This is a genomic window from Rhizobium sp. 57MFTsu3.2, from assembly GCF_012932765.1.
Classification (GTDB): Bacteria; Pseudomonadota; Alphaproteobacteria; order Rhizobiales; family Rhizobiaceae; genus Rhizobium; species Rhizobium altiplani.
In genome coordinates this window covers 1-14,635 of record NZ_JDWI01000057.1, presented here as the reverse complement: position 1 = coordinate 14,635, position 14,635 = coordinate 1, and the positions used below count along the sequence as shown (strand labels likewise).

The window sequence follows — 14,635 nt, the reverse complement described above, 5'->3', positions numbered from 1 at the left end:
CGCTCGTTTGCCGATGCCAAGCAGCTTCACGGGCATCGCTATGCCCGCTTTCGAAGTCTCACCCGCGTCGCATGCCAGTGCCTGCTGGCTGCAGCCGCCCAAAACATCAAGAAGATCGCCATGGCGCTCACCAAGCCACCCAGACCAGCCATGGCATGAGGGCCAGAGGCCGCCAACTTCGCCCCGCCTCAGAACCCAACTAAAACAACCAACGTCCAAAAAACAAACCCGCCGAAAATATCGACGGGTTCGTCAGCAGTCTGAAGTGGCGGGATAACCCGCCACTTTTCTCGTTTCTATCAGGATGCTGAGGCAAACTCGGCTTGCAGCGCCTTTGCAATGCCTTCGACGCAGACCTGCAGCAGAATCTCACCCTTCTCGGCGGTCGCTTCCTTCGGGGAGGAAAGCGTGCCGCACACAGGTGTCCACTCAGGCTTGGCGGGATAGACATCATAGGGTGGAAAACTTGCCGGCGCATGGTCGATCGCCCGCTCGAGGGCAACCTGCTGCGGATAAAGCGCAAGCATGAGCGAAGTCTCAAGTACGCCGCCATGTTCCAGATCCCAGCCCGCAAAGCCATTCGGGTAAAGACGCGCAATCGTCGCCTTGTCGACGAAGTCCCAGTAGGAAAGAACCACAATTTTCATGGTCTCGACTCCACCCCATCTCAATTCGCGCAGGGCAAGATCGATGCCTTCGATGATGAACCAGGAATTCTCGAAATGGCCGTTGACCAGGCATATGGACCGTACGCCATGACGCGCAAATTCCTTGATGACGTCCCGCAGGGCAGCCACCAGCGTAGCGCCATCAAGGCTCGTCGTGCCGGGAAGGTGATTGCCGCCGCCGGACTTCTGGTGCGACTTGTAGCCGTAGGTGAAAGGCGGAGCCACAAGGGCTCCGGTCATGCCTGCTACGCGACGGGCGAATTCGACCGGCAGGAGCACATCGACGTTCATCGGCATATGATGGCCATGCTGTTCCATGGAGCCGATAGGGATCAGGATTGGCACCGATCCGTCCCGCACACGGGCATCATAATCGGGCCAGGAAAGTTCTGCGGCAAATACGGTCTGTTGAGACATGAAAAAGCTCCTCACATGGGTCGGAAGCTTTGATTTGATCCTCGTCCCTTGATATGGGAAATTTATAATCGTCATCGCCACATAAGGAATGCAAATCCGATGGGCAATATCACGAACTTCCAGACAGACCTGTTGCGGACGTTTGTCTCGGTGGTTGATCTTGGTGCCTACACCAAGGCCGGTGATGCGTTGGGCCGCACGCAGCCAGCAATCTCCTTGCAGATGCGCCGCCTGGAAGAGTTGGTTGGTGCTTCGCTATTGAAGCAGGTCGGTCGCGCGCTTGTGCTGACCTCGGAGGGCGAGATGCTGTTAAGCTACGCCCGCGAGATCCTGCGCCTGAACGACGAAGCTGCTTCCTATTTCAACCGGTCGAAAATAGCAGGCGTGTTGCGCGTGGGTCTGCCGAACGATTATGCCGTTGCATTCCTGCAAGGCGTCATTACCGAATATACCTCCCAGCACCCCGAAATTTCCCTCGAGCTGCATTGTGGCTGGAGCGCGGAAATCCTCGAACGGTTGAATGCCGACGATCTTGATATCGTCGTTGCCATGGCCAACAACGAACACACACAATATCTATCGCGGTCGTGGATCGAGCGCCCGATATGGGCTGCCGCCGAAAACGGAAACCTGGACACGGTCAAGGGTATACCGCTCGCCGCCCATCCGGAGGGTTGTGCCTATCGCGCCCGCATGATCCAGGCACTCGATGCCGCCAAGGTGCGCTGGCGAATTGCCTATACCGGCCCCGGTATTGCCGGCCTCCAGAATGCTGTTGTCAATGGGCTCGGTGTCAGCGCACTCACACGCTACACGATGCTGCCCGGCATGCGCGCCTTGACGCAGGAGGATGGTTTCCCGCCTCTTGCCGAGATCCGGGTCGGATTATTTTACAAGCATCCGCGCCTGTCGGATGCCGGTATTCGGCTGGTCAATCATGTGATCGCCCGGCTTGACGAAGCCGGCGTCTCCGGTGACCCGACACGGCGTCATGTCGAGCTTGACCGCCAATAAGCATTCCAAATGCGGAAATTATTTTAATTAATTTTCCAAATGCATCGGCGCTGCATAGCCTTTTGCCAACAACAGCAAAGGGGAATGCAATGACCAACACCAGTTCTGCAAGATCGACCCGGCGTCAGTTTCTCAAGACCACAGGTGCTCTGGGGGGCGCCATGCTTGCCGCCCCCTTGCTGAGCCGCCACGCCTTCGCCGCACCGACAGAAATCACCATGCTCGCCTGGTACGGTCATGCCGAGCCTGACGTGGTCGCGGACTTCGAAGCCGAGCATAATGTCAAGTTCAAGCCGAAATATTACACCGGCGGCGACAACATGCTGGGCCTGATTGCCCAGTCACCACCCGGCACTTTCGACATCATCCTGTCCGACGCGGAATATGTCCAGCAGCTCAATGCCGCCGGCTATATCGAGGCGCTCGATCCGAAGGACTATCCCTTCGACGATTACTTCCCGGAGTTCCAGAAATTTGCCGGCCACTGGCAGGACGGAACGCTCTATTCGGTCTTCACGCGATTTGGCTTCCTCGGTGTCGCCTACAATACCGAGGCCATCACCGAGAAGGAGGCGATGACCTACGACGTCTTCTGGAACGAGAAGCTGAAGGGCAAGGTCGGTCATTTCGACTGGCATCTGCCGAACCTCGGCGAAATCAGCCTGCTCAATGGCAACGCTGCGCCATTCGACATCGATGCGACAGCTTTCGAGAAACTGAGAGAGAAAACCATAACGTTGCGACCGCAGATTGGCGGTTTCTTCGACTACGGCGGTACGTTCTCTTCGCTGCAAAACGGCCAGATGCTGGCAATGGCCGGTATCGGCGACTGGATCACCGGTACGCTCGAGAAGAATGGCGCAAAGGTGCGCAGCGTCATCCCCGCCGAAGGTGGACTTCAATGGACCGAATCCTTCTCGATCGGAAGGGGATCGTCAAAGGCGGATATAGCAAAGAAGTGGATCCAGTACATCACCTCGGCAAAGGGCCAGGTGAAGTCTGCAAACATGGCAGCCTACCCGGCGCTCATCCCCAACCAAAAGGGGTGGGAACTGCTCGCAAAGGAAACGCCCGAGGAAGCCAAGCGCCAAGGCATGCTCCTTAACGAAAGCAATGTGATGGACCTCATCCGCTCCGGCCGCATCCACTATCGCCAGCTTCCGATACAGCAAGGCCTGGAAGACTGGAACGACTTCTGGTCGGACTACAAGGGCGCATGAGACCTTCCGTCGCCGCGGCCTTGGCAACAAGCGTTACGCCTGTTGCCGAGCCAGACCACGCCACGAAGCGGCCGGCGGTTTCGTCTCGTTCGGGAACCCTAAGAATGCGGAAATCGATCACGCTTTACGGGCTCACCTTTTCGGTGCCGCTCCTTGTCTGGCAACTGACCTTCTTCCTGGCGCCGCTTATCTTCCTCATGGCGCTCAGCTTCTGGACCGTGCGCAACTTTCGCATGGAGCCAGCCTTCGTCTTCACCAACTGGACCTATGTCCTTAGCCGCGGTGTCTTCTGGGAGGCCTATCTCAGGACCCTCGGTCTTGCCGTAACATCGGCGGCGATCACCAGCGCAATTGCCTTTCCCTGTGCCTATGCCGTCGCGTTCAAGCTGTCGGAACAGGCGCGGCGCTGCGTCGTCTTCTTGATGGTGCTGCCATTCTTCACCAGCTACCTCGTGCGGATCTATTCCTGGCAGATATTCCTGTCTGACAACGGCATCTTCAATGCCCTGTTTGCCAAGGCAGGTATCGGACCATTCGGAATGCTCAATTCCGTGTTTGGCCAGCTCGTCGGGTATCTCACGCTCAGCTTGCCGCTGGTCATTCTGCTGCAACTGTTCAGCCTGGTCTTTGTCGACAGGACGTTGATCGAGGCGGCGCATAACCTTCGCTGCGGCCGCTTGCGCACTGTTGTCGAAGTCGTCATTCCGGCTGCCAAGGTGGGCCTGGTCATTGCAGCGCTGTTCTGCTTCATCCTTACGTTTGGCGACTTTGTAAGCCCCCTCTATCTCGGTGGCGGCGATCCGCCAACACTGTCCATCCTGATCACGGACACCACGAAATCCGGCCAACAATGGCCGCGTGCCGCAGTCATCGCGCTTGTCATGATCGCGACCCTTCTCGCTGTTGCCTTTGCCGCGGTTCGTTTTGCCTATCGGGAGCGCGGGCAATGAATCACAATCGCAACCTGGCAATCGACCTGGCCCTGCAGGCCTATATCGTGCTGGCCCTCGCTTTCATTTTCGCGCCTATCGCCGCAAGCTTTGTCTTTTCCTTCAATGTCGACCGGTTTCCCTCGCTTCCGCTCGGAGGATTCTCGACCATCTGGTACAAAGCAGTGGCTGCCGACCCGCTCGTCTTTGAAGGCTTGCGCAATACCCTTATCGTCGGCATCGCCGTCTCATGTGCTTCGACGCTCCTCGGCTTCGGTGCAGCCTATACTGATTTCCGCTACCGGTTCTTTGGCAAGACGATCTATGTCGCCCTGGCGCTGCTGCCCCCGACGATTCCGGTCGTTATCCTTGGACTTGCGATGCTGGCCTTTCTTTCAAACGTCGAGCTTTCAGGGGCCATTCATTCGGTCATCATTGCGCATGTGGTCATGTGTGCACCGTTTGCGATGGCAATCACCCGCTTGCGGCTTTCGCAGATGGACCCGTCGCTGGAAGCAGCCGCATGGAACCTCGGTGCGTCGGAATGGCAGGCAATGCGCAATGTGATCATCCCGTTCTGCAAGCCGGCAATCTTTGCCTCTCTCATGATCACCATGGCCGTGTCCTTTGACGAGTTTGCGGTATCATGGTTCGTGTCCGGTCTCAACGAGACCCTGCCGGTGAAAGTGCTCGGCTTTTTGCAGGGACAAGTCAGCCCGCGCATCAACGTCATCGGCACCTTCGTCTTCCTTGCCTCAATTACATTGGTGATCGTCGCTCAGGCCCTTCTCATGACGCGAGGCAACCCACCATCCTCGATCAACAATGGAGCCCGGCAGTCATGACAGAGCAGCCCCTGGTCGCTTTCGACGGAGTTACGAAACGCTACGGCAATTTTACCGCCGTCAGCCCAATCCACCTCGAGATCAACAAGGGGGAGTTTCTGGCCATCATGGGCTCCTCGGGTTGCGGCAAGACGACGACGCTGCGCATGCTCGCGGGTCTGGAAACACCGAGCGATGGCGAAATCCGGCTTGCCGGCAAACGCATCAACGAGCTGCCGACATGGCAACGCGACACGCCGATGGTCTGGCAGAGCCTGGCGCTCTTTCCCTTCCTCACGGTCCGGGAAAACATCGAGTTCAGCCTGCGGATGCGCGCCGTCGCGAAAGAAGAGCGCCGAGAACGCGTCGAGAAGTGGCTGGAGCGAATGCAGATCTCGGAGTTTGCCGACCGGAATGTCGCCCACCTTTCCGGCGGCCAGCGTCAGCGCGTGGCGCTTGCCCGCTCGCTGGTCACCGAACCAGAGATCCTGCTGCTCGACGAGCCGCTCTCGGCGCTTGACGCCCACCTCAAGGTCCGGATGCAAACAGTGCTCGCCAACCTGCAGCGTGAGCTTGGGATCACCTTCGTCTATGTCACCCACAGCCAGTCGGAAGCCTTCTCCATGGCCGACCGTGTCGTGATCATGAGCCGCGGCAAGATCGAACAGACAGGCACGCCGCAAGAGATTTACCGGACACCTCGCACGCGCTTCGTGGCAGAGTTTCTCGGTTCGTCCAACATCTTCCCCGGCAAGGTGACTGCAGCCGCTGCAGGCGCGATGAAGATCGCGACGCCTGTTGGCGAATTTCGTGTTGCCGATACCCCTGCCCGGCAATTGTCTGCCGGAGACAAGGTGACGTTTGCGATCTCCAGCGACTGTATTCAGCTGACCCCGGAGCGGCCTTCCGTTGAGTGGAACTGTCTCGAGGCTTCCGTCGTCGGCGAGGAATTCGTCGGCGCCACCGCCGTGGTTCATCTGGAAGCTTCTGGTCATATCGAAATCAAGGCACAAAAGAGCCACGGGGAATTGGATCGCCTCAAGCTCGAGCCTGGCGGGCGGATCTGGGTGTCATGGCGTCCAGAGGCATCACATATCCTTCCCGGCGAGACGTGAGCATCATCATCCCATCGCCCGTTAGCTTCTGAGCACGCCCGCGACATCACGGACCGATCGGCGGGCGCTGAGGACGCGACGGCGGAGCCGGCACGCAGGACAACTTGCACCATTGCACTCAGTTCATCGACGACCCTTCCGGCCCGGTAGGCGTCGCGGCGGCAAGTCACCTCGTCTGTGGGGCCAACAGCTGGCTCCGCAACGAAAACCCCAGGCGCATCAGCAGCACTGGAACCGCCAGCCCGACGGCAACACACGATGTTGCCGTCGGCGATTGGCTATGCCCATTTTTTAAACCCGGACCTCGCTTGACACTTTTTTAGCCCCTCCATATGGTTTTGAACCAAACGGTAAAAAAAAGGGGAACAATCATGACAAAAGACCTTCTCATGTCACGTCGCGCGCTCATGGCCTCGGGCATTGCCCTGGGCGTCAGCGGGTTGGCGCCGATCGCCCGCGCCGCCGCCCCATTGAAGGTGGCAGGCATCCATGCCTCGCCTGTCGAAAACGCCTGGAATTCCTGTCTTCACAAGGCCTTGCAGGACGCCGCCAAGGAAGGCGTGATTGAATATGTATTTTCAGAAGGCGTTTCCGGGACCGACTATCCCCGCGCCATGCGCGAATATGCCGAACAAGGAAACAAGCTGATCATCGGCGAAGCCTATGCTGTCGAAAAGGAAGCGCGCCAGGTGGCTGCCGATTACCCCGACACGGCCTTCGTTCTTGGATCGAGTGGCAAGGAAGAAGGCAGCAATTTCGGCGTCTTCGGCACCTGGAATTACGACGGCGCCTATCTCGCGGGAATGTTGGCAGGCAAGATGACCAAGTCGAACGTGGTCGGCTCCGTTGGTGCCATGCCTATTCCCGAGGTCAACATGCTGATCAACGCCTTCGCCGAAGGTGTCAAATCGGTCAATCCTGACTGCAAGCATCTCGTTGCCTTTATTGGGACGTTCTTCGATCCGCCGAAGGCGCGCGAGGCGGGCCTTGCCCAGATCGATGCTGGTGCGGACATCCTGTTTGGCGAGCGCATCGGCACTGCCGATGCAGCCAAGGAACGCAAGATCAAGGCTGTCGGATCACTGATAGACTATACCCCGCGCTATCCCGACACCGTCTTTGCGAATGCCCTCTGGGGATTCCGGCCCATTCTGAATGCGGCGATTGCCGATGTGGCTGCGGGCAAGCCAGTCGGCCGCAACTACACGGCCTTCGGCCTGATGAAGGAAGGCGGAAGCGACATCGTCTTTGTGAAGGGCGTGGCACCGGCAGACGCGGAAGCGGCCATGGAAGCCAAGCGCGCCGACATCAAGGCCGGCAAGTTTGAGGTGCCGCAGAACATGGAACAGCCCAAGTAATTCGGCCGATCCATGCCCGGCAAACGGCCAGTAGACGCCACCGACGTTTCGGAACTGATCCGTTCCGGCCAACTGACCGCAACGGAGGCGATGCGGCTGTCCTTGGCCGCTGCCACCCGCCTTTCCAGTCTTGGTGCCATTACTCATCTTGATGCGACCATGGGGATGGCGGCAGCCCAGGCGGCCGACGACGAGCGTCGGTTGGCCCCGATCCGTTTTACTGCGCGTGCGTTTGGTGGGGTGCCGACGCTTGCCAAGGATCTTGGCGGTCCGTTCAAGGGACTGCCGGTTGCAGCCGGTTCACGTCTTTTCAAGCGAGACTCCGGCGATGCGGATTCCGAGCTTGCGGCGCGGTTCCGCGCGGCCGGCTTTTGCCTGTTTGGGCTGACCACGAGTCCTGAATTCGGGCTGTCGCTCGCAAGTGAGCCAGCGATTGGTCCGGTCTGTCGAAATCCGCATGACCGATCGCGAACTGCTGGCGGTTCATCGGGTGGTGCCGCCGCAGCTGTTGCCGCCGGCATCGTTTCAACAGCACATGCGACCGACGCTGGCGGTTCCATTCGGGTTCCCGCCGCCTGCTGCGGCCTGGTTGGCCTGAAGCCCAGCCGGGGCGCCATGCCAGCGGGTCCTTCGTTCGGTAATCATCTCGGTGGCATCGCGAGCGAATTCGTCGTGACGCGCTCGGTCCGGGACACCGAGCTCGCTCTCACGGCGTTGAGCGGAAAAGCGCGCGGCCCTTTTCCAGATGTGTCCATGACAGCCCCCCCTTCGTCCCGCCTGAAGATCGGCCTCTTGACGGATACCGGCGTGCGGTTTCCAACCGCCGCTGACCGGCTGGATGCTGTCGAGGCGGCGGCCACCGCGCTCGAGATCGACGGCCACGAGATCGTCCGTCTGCGGTGGAGTGATCTTGAAACCACCGTAGGAGACAGCGCGCGCGTTTTCGAGGACATTGTCGCCGTCAACCTGTTCAACCTGGTCCAGGACCTTGCCCTCGACATGGCAATGGCCGAGCGCCTGACACAGGCAGTCGCCGAACAGGGCAGCGCGATGCCTGCCGCCGCCCTTTGGGCATCGCTGAACAAGGCTGTTCTCGTCAGCCATCATATGTGGGCCCTGTTCGACAAGGTTGATTGCGTTCTGTCCCCAATGCTGTCGTCGGCACCACTTGCAGTCGGTTCGTTCCCATCGGATCATGCCGACATCGAGCTGCATTTCGAACGCATGGCTGCCTTCGCGCCGCTCGCGCCACTCGCCAATGTCTCGGGAGTCCCTGCCTTGACGCTTCCTTTCGGATCAGATGCCGCCGGCCTGCCGCTACCGATCCAGCTGATGGCGCCAATCGGCCGCGATCTGCAGCTCCTGTCGCTTGCCTTCAGACTGGAAGCCGAAGGAAGGTGGCAACATCCCTTCCCAATTGCGGAATCGGCTGCATGACCACCGTGCTCGATATCTCCCGTGTCTCAAAGCGGTTCGGCGACAACCTTGCCAACGACGACATTTCGCTGTCGCTGAAGGAAGGAGAAATTATCGCACTTCTTGGCGAGAATGGCGCCGGCAAGACGACGTTGATGAGCATTCTCTTTGGCCACTATGTGCCAGACACCGGCCGGATCGTGATCCATGGCCGTGAGCTGCCGCCGGGGAGGCCCCGCGAGGCAATCCGGGCTGGCGTTGGCATGGTGCACCAGCATTTCTCGCTCGCGCCAAATCTCACGGTCATCGAGAACATCATGACCGGAACGCAAAAACTCTGGGCGTTGCGCTCGAGTACAAATGCCGCGCGCAGGAAGCTTCTTTCTATTTCGGATCGTTTCGGCCTCAAGGTCGATCCTGACGAGCGCCTCGGTGATCTTTCGGTCGGGGAACAGCAACGGGTCGAGCTTCTCAAGGCGCTTTTCAACGATGCTCGAATCCTGATCCTCGACGAACCCACCGCCGTTCTCACCAATATCGAGGCCGAAAGGCTGTTCTCGACGTTGAAGGAGATGGCCCGTCAGGGATTGTCGGTGATCTTCATTTCCCACAAGCTGGATGAGGTCATGGCCGCGGCCGACCGGATTGTCGTGCTGCGCGGCGGCAGGATGGTCGCCGAGCGTCTTCAGTCGGAAACCAGCAAGGACGAACTCGCTGAACTGATGGTGGGTCACCGGGTCAGCCGCCCCGTTCGCGAACCATCGACACCCGGCGCGGTTGTCCTCAAAGGCGTTGGCATCACCTCCAGAGTTGGCGGGGTTGACAGGCTGAAGAGCATCAACTTCCAACTCAGCGAAGGCGAGGTGCTCGGGATCATCGGCGTTTCCGGCAACGGCCAGGCGCCCTTGGCAGCCTTGTTGTCCGGCGTGCTGTCCCGCACGGCGGGTGACCTCATCCTGTTCGGAAAAAATGTCGGCAATCTCGACGTGGCGGACGTCGTAGCAGCTGACATCGGCCGCATTCCCGAAGACCGGAACAAGGAAGGGGCGATCGGCGAAATGGCGATATGGGAAAACGTCGTGCTTGAGCGTCTTCCCGCTTTCTCCCGGGCTGGAATGGTGGACCGCAAGGCAGGCATGACGTTTGCCCGGGAGATCATCGATGCTTTTGACGTGAGAGGTGGTGCGCCGCGCAGCCGTACCCGCCTCCTGTCGGGTGGGAACATGCAAAAGCTCATCCTCGGCAGGAATCTGCAGCAGCGTCCCCGTATTTTGATCGCCGCCCAGCCGGCACGCGGTCTCGACGAGGGCGCAGTTGCCGCCGTCCACGCCCGGATCCTTGAAGCCCGCAGGCAGGGTACTGCGGTGTTGTTGATCTCCGAGGATCTTGATGAAGTGATCGCGCTTGCTGACCGCATCCAGGCGATTGTTGGTGGCAGGCTGTCGCCACCGGTCGACGCGGGAGACGTCGATGCACGCCGCCTGGGCCTGATGATGGCGGGCGACTGGAGTGAGACACCTACGGAGATCAGACATGCGCCTTGAACGCCGCGAGCATCGGCCGGTCTATCTCCTGGTCGGTTCGCCGATCGCTGCCGTCGTCTCAGCACTTCTGCTTGCCGGCATTCTGATAGCAATCGCCGGCGCGCCGGTCCTGGAAGCCTATCGGCGCATCCTGATTGGCGCCTTCGGCTCACGTCTCTCGGCGACCGAGACCTTGACCCGGGCGACGCCTCTTATCCTGACCGGTCTTGCCGCCGCGACGGCCTTTCGGGCGAGGCTTTGGAATATTGGTGCGGAAGGCCAGTTCTACGTCGGCGCTATCGCAGTCGCCGCCTGCGGCTCCAACATGCTGGCAGGCATGCCGGGCCCGATCCTCATTCCCGCCTTGCTATTGATCGGTGCTGTTGCGGGCATGGTATTGATCCTCATCCCGCTGTGGCTCAGACTGCGCTTCTCTGTTGATGAGGTGGTGACCAGCCTCCTGATCAACTTCATCGCGCTGCTTTTTGTCTCCATGCTGATCAACGGTGTGCTGAAGGATCCAATGGCCTTTGGGTGGCCGCAGTCGCAGTCAGTGGTCGACCATGCCATGCTGCCGAAGCTGGTTGCGCGCTCGCGGCTCCATATCGGCCTCCTGATTGCGATCGTCCTTGCTGTCATCATCCATTTCCTGCAGACAAGGACGGTCTTTGGCATGCAGTCACGCGCTGCTGGCCTCAGTCCGCAGGGTGCAGCGTTTGCCGGCGTTCCGCTGACACGGACCCTGGTCAAGGTTGCCTGCCTTTCCGGGGGCCTTGCGGGACTTGCCGGCGCAATCGAGGTCCTCGGCGTCAAGGGCTACGTCACCACGGATCTGTCTCCTGGCTTCGGCTATTCAGGAATCGTCGTCGCGATGCTCGCCAACCTGAACCCGCTCGGCGTCGTGCTCGCGGCACTGTTCACGGCAACCATGTTCGTCGGTGCCGACGGCATGAGCCGCAGCCTCGCCATACCAACTTACATCGCCGATGTAACGGTAGCGCTGTCGCTCCTGACGATGCTCGTTGCCCTGTTCTTCACCCAATACAGGATCCGGCGATGAACGTTATTGTCGACATCATCTCATCGGCGGGCCTGTGGGCGGCGATCCTTCGAATTGCCACTCCTCTGATCTTTGCCACTCTTGGCGCACTTCTGTGCGAACGAGCCGGCGTTCTCAACCTCGGCATCGAGGGCATCATGACCTTCGGCGCGATGATCGGCTGGCTTGCGGTCTATCATGGCGCTGACCTTTGGACCGGTCTCTTTGTGGCTGCGCTGGCAGGCATGGTGTTTGGTTTCCTGCACGCCGCGATGACCGTTACGCTCGGCCTGTCCCAGCATGTCTCAGGTCTTGGCGTGACCCTGTTTGCCTCAAGCTTCAGTTACTATGTGTTCCGTCTCATCGTCCCCGTGGCCGGCACACCGCCAACGATCGTCCCCTTCCAGCCAATCAGCATCCCTGGCCTTTCCACCGTGCCATTTGTTGGACCGGCCTTTTTCACGCAGACAGCACCCACCTATCTCGCCATCCTCATTGCGCTCCTTCTTGCCTACGTCGTCTTTCGCACGCCGCTTGGTCTTGCAATTCGCATGACCGGCGAAAACCCGCATGCGGCAGAGGCTCAGGGCGTCGATCCGATCCGGATACGCTATGGTGCGGTGATCGTCGGCAGCGCGTTGATGGGCATGGGCGGTGCGTTCCTGACGCTGTCAGCCTTCAACAGCTTCTTCCCGACCATGGTCCAGGGTCGTGGGTGGATCTGCATTGCGCTCGTCGTCTTTGCATCCTGGAGACCCGGGCGTGCGCTTTTCGGAGCGCTGCTCTTTGCCTTCTTCGACGCTTTCCAGCTTCGCCTGCAGACCGTCGTCCAGGGTATCCCCTATCAGATCTTTCTGATGACGCCTTATGTCCTGTCGATCCTGGCGCTTGCCGTCATGGCCCGCCGCGCGCGCGTTCCTCAGGCCCTGATGCAATCCTATCGCCGTGGCGAACGATAAAAGGAGACCCAATGTTCGAGCTGATCATCAGAAACGCGAACCTCCCCGATGGCCGCACCGGGATCGACATTGCAGCGGAGAACGGAAAGATTGCTGCTGTCGAGCATCAGATCCAGGCGTCTGCCGCCACGGAAATCGATGCAACGGGCCGGCTGGTGACGCCTCCCTTCGTCGATCCCCATTTTCATATGGATGCCACGCTGTCACTCGGCCTGCCGCGAATGAACATCTCCGGCACGCTGCTGGAAGGCATCTCGCTCTGGGGCGAGCTTCGTCCGTCATTGACACAGGAGGCGCTGGTCGATCGCGCCCTGCGCTACTGCGACCTTGCCGTAAGCCAGGGCCTTCTCTCCATCAGAAGCCACGTCGATACGTCCGATCCACGTCTGGTAACCGCCGAGGCTCTGATCGAGGTTCGAAAACGGGTAAAGCCCTACATCGACTTGCAACTCGTTGCCTTTCCGCAGGATGGCTATTACCGGGCGGAAGCCGGCGTCGAGTCACTGAACCGTGCCCTCGACATGGGGATCGACATTGTCGGCGGTATTCCGCACTTCGAGCGAACGATGGAAGACGGCCGCGCGTCTGTCGAGGCGCTGTGCAGGATCGCCGCTGATCGTGGACTTCCGGTCGACATGCATTGCGACGAGACGGACGATCCGATGTCGCGGCACATTGAAACGCTGGCCGCCCAGACTGTGCGTTTCGGCCTTCAGGGACGTGTTGCCGGTTCCCACCTTACCTCGATGCATTCGATGGACAACTACTATGTCTCAAAGCTCATCCCGCTGATGGCCGAGGCCGAAATCAATGTCATCCCCAATCCCCTGATCAACATCATGCTACAGGGCAGGCACGATACATATCCCAAGCGCCGCGGCATGACACGTGTGCGTGAACTGATGGATGCCGGGCTTAACGTCTCCTTCGGGCACGACTGCGTGATGGATCCCTGGTATTCGATGGGCTCGGGCGACATGCTGGAAGTCGGACATATGGCGATCCATGTCGCGCAGATGGCCGGCATCGCTGACAAGAAAAAGATCTTCGACGCCCTTACGCTGAACTCTGCAAAGACGATGGGTCTTGAAGGTTATGGCATGATGAAAGGCTGCAACGCGGACTTTGTTGTCCTGCAGGCAGCCGACCCGATTGAGGCATTACGGCTCAAGCCCACACGGCTTTGGGTCATCCGCCGGGGCAAGATTATCGCTCAATCAAAGCCACGGATCGCCGAATTGTCTCTCGATGGCCGGCCCACAACGATCGACAGCGGTCGCGATTACGTCCCGATGACGTCCTCGTGAGGGCCGAAATGTGCTCGTCCCTCGCGCCGCGCTTTGACAGACATCAAGGAGGATTTTTCGGAACGCGATGGACTGAAATGGCGATGACGTCCGCTATGCGGGCAAGAGCGTACAGTGCAACTGAAATGACGTTAGCGGAAATTGCCAACAGTCATGGCTCGATTTTGCTACGGCTGATCACCTCTTCGCCAAAATCGAACGGTGTGTTGCAGTCGCAGGTCACGAGCGTCCCCCTGCCCTTGCCAGCGACCGTGCGATGTCGACGATATCGTCACGGCCAGCGGTTGGATCTTCTTTGCTCCAAGCGATACCAAGCCCGATCCTAAAGTCGATCCCGCTTACCTTCTTCAGCTCAAAGCCGCGATTGGGAAGATCAAGCGTCCATTCCGGGGCAAAGCCGATGCCAAGCCCGGCAGAGACCAGCGACACCAGCGAGTAGGTGTCATCACAGCTGAAGGCGATGTTGGCGGTGAGGTCGTATTCCGCGAACTTCTCATTGAAGTAGCGCTCCGTAAAAGACAGGTTCTGCCGGTTGAAGGCGATGATCTTCTGCGTGCGCAGATCGTCGATGCTGATCTCCTCCCTGGCAGCCAGTGGATTGGCATGGCCAACCGCCAGATAGTAGCGCTCATGCGCAAGCGAGACGAAGCGCAAGGAGCCGATGTTTTCCACCGGGCGGATGAAGCCGAGATTGAGTTGGCCGGTCTCCAGGCCGCGGATGATCTCGCCGGTATTGCCAGACGCGATGTGGATGCGGACATCGGGATACTTGCGGGCGATCTTGGCAAGGAAGGTTGGCAGCATGCCCATGGTGGCCGGGTAGATGCTGCCGATCCTGATCTGGCG

At 59.6% G+C, this 14,635-nt stretch carries 14 protein-coding genes; 12 read left to right on the top strand and 2 right to left on the bottom strand.

Features of this window, described 5'->3' with window-relative positions:
- A partial coding sequence (locus AF71_RS30560) for a transposase (RefSeq protein ID WP_210258446.1) occupies nt 1-159 on the top strand: 159 nt, incomplete at its 5' end.
- A gap of 140 nt (nt 160-299) precedes the next feature.
- On the opposite strand, the gene AF71_RS30555 is transcribed toward AF71_RS30560, so the two are convergent.
- Complete coding sequence (locus AF71_RS30555) at nt 300-1,085, bottom strand: creatininase (RefSeq protein WP_113163334.1); 786 nt, start codon at nt 1,083-1,085, stop codon at nt 300-302.
- Between the two features lie 99 nt (nt 1,086-1,184).
- Between AF71_RS30555 and AF71_RS30550 the strand changes: the two genes are divergently transcribed.
- The 11 genes from AF71_RS30550 (at nt 1,185) to AF71_RS30500 (ending at nt 13,789) form a co-directional block, all read left to right on the top strand.
- A complete protein-coding gene (locus AF71_RS30550; protein ID WP_169684455.1) occupies nt 1,185-2,099 on the top strand; it encodes a LysR substrate-binding domain-containing protein in 915 nt (304 codons plus the stop codon).
- An 89-nt stretch (nt 2,100-2,188) separates the two neighbouring features.
- Nucleotides 2,189-3,319, top strand: coding sequence for an extracellular solute-binding protein (locus AF71_RS30545; protein ID WP_169684454.1), 1,131 nt, complete (start codon nt 2,189-2,191; stop codon nt 3,317-3,319).
- Between the two features lie 104 nt (nt 3,320-3,423).
- Nucleotides 3,424-4,269, top strand: a complete 846-nt coding sequence (locus AF71_RS30540; RefSeq protein WP_169684452.1) for an ABC transporter permease — start codon at nt 3,424-3,426, stop codon at nt 4,267-4,269.
- Nucleotides 4,266-5,093, top strand: a complete 828-nt coding sequence (locus AF71_RS30535) for an ABC transporter permease (protein ID WP_169684450.1) — start codon at nt 4,266-4,268, stop codon at nt 5,091-5,093. Before AF71_RS30540 ends, AF71_RS30535 begins: the two co-directional genes overlap by 4 nt.
- Nucleotides 5,090-6,187: an ABC transporter ATP-binding protein gene (locus AF71_RS30530; RefSeq protein WP_169684448.1), complete on the top strand. Its 1,098-nt coding sequence runs from the start codon at nt 5,090-5,092 to the stop codon at nt 6,185-6,187. Before AF71_RS30535 ends, AF71_RS30530 begins: the two co-directional genes overlap by 4 nt.
- A gap of 371 nt (nt 6,188-6,558) precedes the next feature.
- Nucleotides 6,559-7,545, top strand: a complete 987-nt coding sequence (locus AF71_RS30525; RefSeq protein WP_018860273.1) for a BMP family protein — start codon at nt 6,559-6,561, stop codon at nt 7,543-7,545.
- A gap of 12 nt (nt 7,546-7,557) precedes the next feature.
- Nucleotides 7,558-8,982: an amidase gene (locus AF71_RS30520; RefSeq protein WP_169684446.1), complete on the top strand. Its 1,425-nt coding sequence runs from the start codon at nt 7,558-7,560 to the stop codon at nt 8,980-8,982.
- Nucleotides 8,979-10,505 carry an ABC transporter ATP-binding protein gene (locus AF71_RS30515; protein ID WP_169684444.1) on the top strand — a complete coding sequence of 509 codons (1,527 nt, stop codon included), beginning with the start codon at nt 8,979-8,981 and terminating at the stop codon, nt 10,503-10,505. Before AF71_RS30520 ends, AF71_RS30515 begins: the two co-directional genes overlap by 4 nt.
- Nucleotides 10,495-11,544: an ABC transporter permease gene (locus AF71_RS30510; protein ID WP_169684442.1), complete on the top strand. Its 1,050-nt coding sequence runs from the start codon at nt 10,495-10,497 to the stop codon at nt 11,542-11,544. Before AF71_RS30515 ends, AF71_RS30510 begins: the two co-directional genes overlap by 11 nt.
- Nucleotides 11,541-12,482, top strand: a complete 942-nt coding sequence (locus AF71_RS30505; RefSeq protein ID WP_169684440.1) for an ABC transporter permease — start codon at nt 11,541-11,543, stop codon at nt 12,480-12,482. Before AF71_RS30510 ends, AF71_RS30505 begins: the two co-directional genes overlap by 4 nt.
- 11 nt (nt 12,483-12,493) lie before the next feature.
- A complete protein-coding gene (locus tag AF71_RS30500) occupies nt 12,494-13,789 on the top strand; it encodes an amidohydrolase family protein (RefSeq protein WP_169684438.1) in 1,296 nt (431 codons plus the stop codon).
- A gap of 219 nt (nt 13,790-14,008) precedes the next feature.
- On the opposite strand, the gene AF71_RS30495 is transcribed toward AF71_RS30500, so the two are convergent.
- The coding region (locus tag AF71_RS30495; protein WP_169684437.1) for a LysR family substrate-binding domain-containing protein at nt 14,009-14,635 on the bottom strand (627 nt) is incomplete at its 5' end.

What these genes read in the sequence shown, in the direction of transcription:
- AF71_RS30555 (WP_113163334.1), bottom strand. Translation starts at nt 1,085, where the DNA reads ATGTCTCAACAGACCGTATTTGCCGCAGAACTTTCCTGGCCCGATTAT.
- AF71_RS30550 (WP_169684455.1), top strand. Translation starts at nt 1,185, where the DNA reads ATGGGCAATATCACGAACTTCCAGACAGACCTGTTGCGGACGTTTGTC.
- AF71_RS30545 (WP_169684454.1), top strand. Translation starts at nt 2,189, where the DNA reads ATGACCAACACCAGTTCTGCAAGATCGACCCGGCGTCAGTTTCTCAAG.
- AF71_RS30540 (WP_169684452.1), top strand. Translation starts at nt 3,424, where the DNA reads ATGCGGAAATCGATCACGCTTTACGGGCTCACCTTTTCGGTGCCGCTC.
- AF71_RS30535 (WP_169684450.1), top strand. Translation starts at nt 4,266, where the DNA reads ATGAATCACAATCGCAACCTGGCAATCGACCTGGCCCTGCAGGCCTAT.
- AF71_RS30530 (WP_169684448.1), top strand. Translation starts at nt 5,090, where the DNA reads ATGACAGAGCAGCCCCTGGTCGCTTTCGACGGAGTTACGAAACGCTAC.
- AF71_RS30525 (WP_018860273.1), top strand. Translation starts at nt 6,559, where the DNA reads ATGACAAAAGACCTTCTCATGTCACGTCGCGCGCTCATGGCCTCGGGC.
- AF71_RS30520 (WP_169684446.1), top strand. Translation starts at nt 7,558, where the DNA reads ATGCCCGGCAAACGGCCAGTAGACGCCACCGACGTTTCGGAACTGATC.
- AF71_RS30515 (WP_169684444.1), top strand. Translation starts at nt 8,979, where the DNA reads ATGACCACCGTGCTCGATATCTCCCGTGTCTCAAAGCGGTTCGGCGAC.
- AF71_RS30510 (WP_169684442.1), top strand. Translation starts at nt 10,495, where the DNA reads ATGCGCCTTGAACGCCGCGAGCATCGGCCGGTCTATCTCCTGGTCGGT.
- AF71_RS30505 (WP_169684440.1), top strand. Translation starts at nt 11,541, where the DNA reads ATGAACGTTATTGTCGACATCATCTCATCGGCGGGCCTGTGGGCGGCG.
- AF71_RS30500 (WP_169684438.1), top strand. Translation starts at nt 12,494, where the DNA reads ATGTTCGAGCTGATCATCAGAAACGCGAACCTCCCCGATGGCCGCACC.